Origin of the sequence: Nostoc sp. ChiQUE01b (assembly GCF_034531255.1) — a bacterium.
Classification (GTDB): domain Bacteria; phylum Cyanobacteriota; class Cyanobacteriia; order Cyanobacteriales; family Nostocaceae; genus Nostoc.
The window spans coordinates 1-2,310 of sequence record NZ_JAVRBM010000194.1 but is presented as its reverse complement, the minus strand read 5'-3'; the positions used below and the strand labels follow the sequence as shown (position 1 = coordinate 2,310).

Here is a 2,310-nt window from a genome sequence, read left to right as displayed (position 1 = left end):
CTAACATCAGTCCATATAAATTGATTTTTTATTGTTTGTGAGAAATTCGCGTTCTAGAGGTAACGGTTCGGCGGGAAATTTGACGATTAACACTGGGCAGTTAATTGTGGGAAATAGCGGACAGATATTTACTGGTTCTTCTAATCAAGGAAAACCTGGAGAAATAAAGGTTAATGCTGCTGACTTCGTGCAACTAAGTGATGCTGGTAGCGGCTTGTTTACTATAAATGCTAAAGGTGCTGGAAATGCAGGAAACTTGACAATTAACACCAAACGCTTGAGTGTGCGGGATGGAGCGCAAGTATTAACTAGTACTATGGGTAACGGTTCGGGGGGAAATTTGACGATTAACACTGGGCAGTTAATTGTTGGAAATAGCGGACAGATATCTACTCGTTCTTCTAATCAAGGAAAATCTGGAGAGATAAAGGTTAACGCTACTGACTCCGTGCAACTAAGTGATGCTGGTAGCTTCTTGTCTACTGAAACTGATAAAGGTGCTGGAGATGCAGGAAACTTGACAATTGACACCAAACGCTTGAGTGTGCAGGATGGAGCGCAAGTATCAACTAGTACTATTAACAGCGAGGGAAAGGGAGGAAATTTGTTTGTGATTGCTAGGGATTTGGTGGAATTACAAGGAACAGGAATATCACCAACAGATGGGAAGCTAGTCCCTAGCCTTTTAACTACTAAAACAACAGGTGTTGGCGATGCTGGAGACTTAAGGATTATTACTGGGCAGTTAATTCTGGGAAATGGGGCACAGATATCTACTACTTCTGGTGGTCAAGGAGATGCTGGAGACATAGAAGTTCATGCTTCTGATATTGTTAACATTTTTGGATTTGCCATTGATAAAACGGCAAGTGGGTTATTTTCACGTACCTATCAAGGAGGGCAGGGAGGAAACATCATTATTGATACCAATGCTTTTCGGCTAGCAGACAATGGGTTTGTAGATGCCCGCACTTTCGGTAAAGGAAATGCTGGTAATATCACAGTAAATGTGAAGACTTTAGAAGCGGTTAATGGTGGGCAAATCCTTGCCAATAGTTCCATAGACAGCAGTGGGTTTGCAGGTAATATCACAGTTAATGCTACTGATCGGGTAACTATATCTGGTAGTGCTGCCTTCAAACGGTTTGTCAGAGGATTTGATGGAAAATTGGTTGAGGATGAGTCTGCTAACAGTGGGTTGTTTGCTCGCTCCCAAGAGTCAAAAATCACAGGTAATATCAAAGTCAACTCACCCAAAATTACCCTAGACAACCAAGCTCAACTCAATGCTGGATCTGCATCGGGTAACGGTGGTAACATTAACGTCAACAGCGACTTACTCTTACTCCGTCATGGCGCTCAAATCTCCACTAACGCAGGTACAGACAATCTAGGTGGCGATGGCGGTAACATCAATATTAACTCAAGATTTATCGTTGCAGTTCCCAACGAAAACAGCGACATCAGCGCCAACGCATATATTGGCACAGGTGGAAAAGTCCAAATCAACTCCCAAGGTATCTTCGGTATTGAGTCGCGGACAAAACCAACCGAGAAAAGTGATATTACTGTAAGGTCGGAATTCGGCGTTTCTGGTGTAATAAATATTAACGCACCTGATACCAGTTCCATTCAAAATAGCTTTACCGGATTCTCACCAGAGGTCATCGATACTAATGCACTTCTTGCTAATAGCTGCATTTCACGCGCCACCGAGCGACAAGAAAACTCTTTTACCATTACAGGCTCTGGTGCTTTACGCTATACTCCAGGAGATGTATTAACTTCAGTTTACACAACTGGTGATGTACGTAGTGTTGAACCAACACCACGTCCTTGGAAAAAAGGCGACCCAATAATTGAAGCACAAGGATTGTATCGGTTGCCCAATGGGCAATTAATCTTGAGTCGAAGTTGTTAAAACAAAATATTGCAAATATTATAACTTTTGCAGTTTTTTGCAAAATACAGCAGATTGCAAGTTAATAGACATAGGAGTGAAAATTAATTCTGCGTTGCCCGAAATCCTTGGTAGGCACAATTCATGAATTGTGCCTACGTCATTTCTGGAGATGTCTAATGAAGTACAAAAATACCCTTCCCTAACTCTCCCCGATGGATTGGCTACAGTGTACACACAAGTCCTAAAAACCTAGCTTGAAGCTTGATAAGCCTTTCCTCGTTCCCATACTCCGTATGGGAATGCATTCATTGAGTCTCTGACTCAACGTCTGACTGGAGGCAGCAGCCCCTAATCAGCGCGGATTTCTCACAAAATCTGAAAAAATGGGATCAAAAACTGCGACAATG

The 2,310-nt window shown here is 42.3% G+C and carries 1 protein-coding gene; it reads left to right on the top strand.

What is annotated here, in order from left to right; genetic code table 11:
* The first annotated feature begins 37 nt into the window (after positions 1–37).
* Positions 38–1,921, top strand: coding sequence for an S-layer family protein (locus tag RMY63_RS41550; protein ID WP_322734250.1), 1,884 nt, complete (start codon positions 38–40; stop codon positions 1,919–1,921).
* The last annotated feature ends 389 nt before the right edge of the window (positions 1,922–2,310 follow it).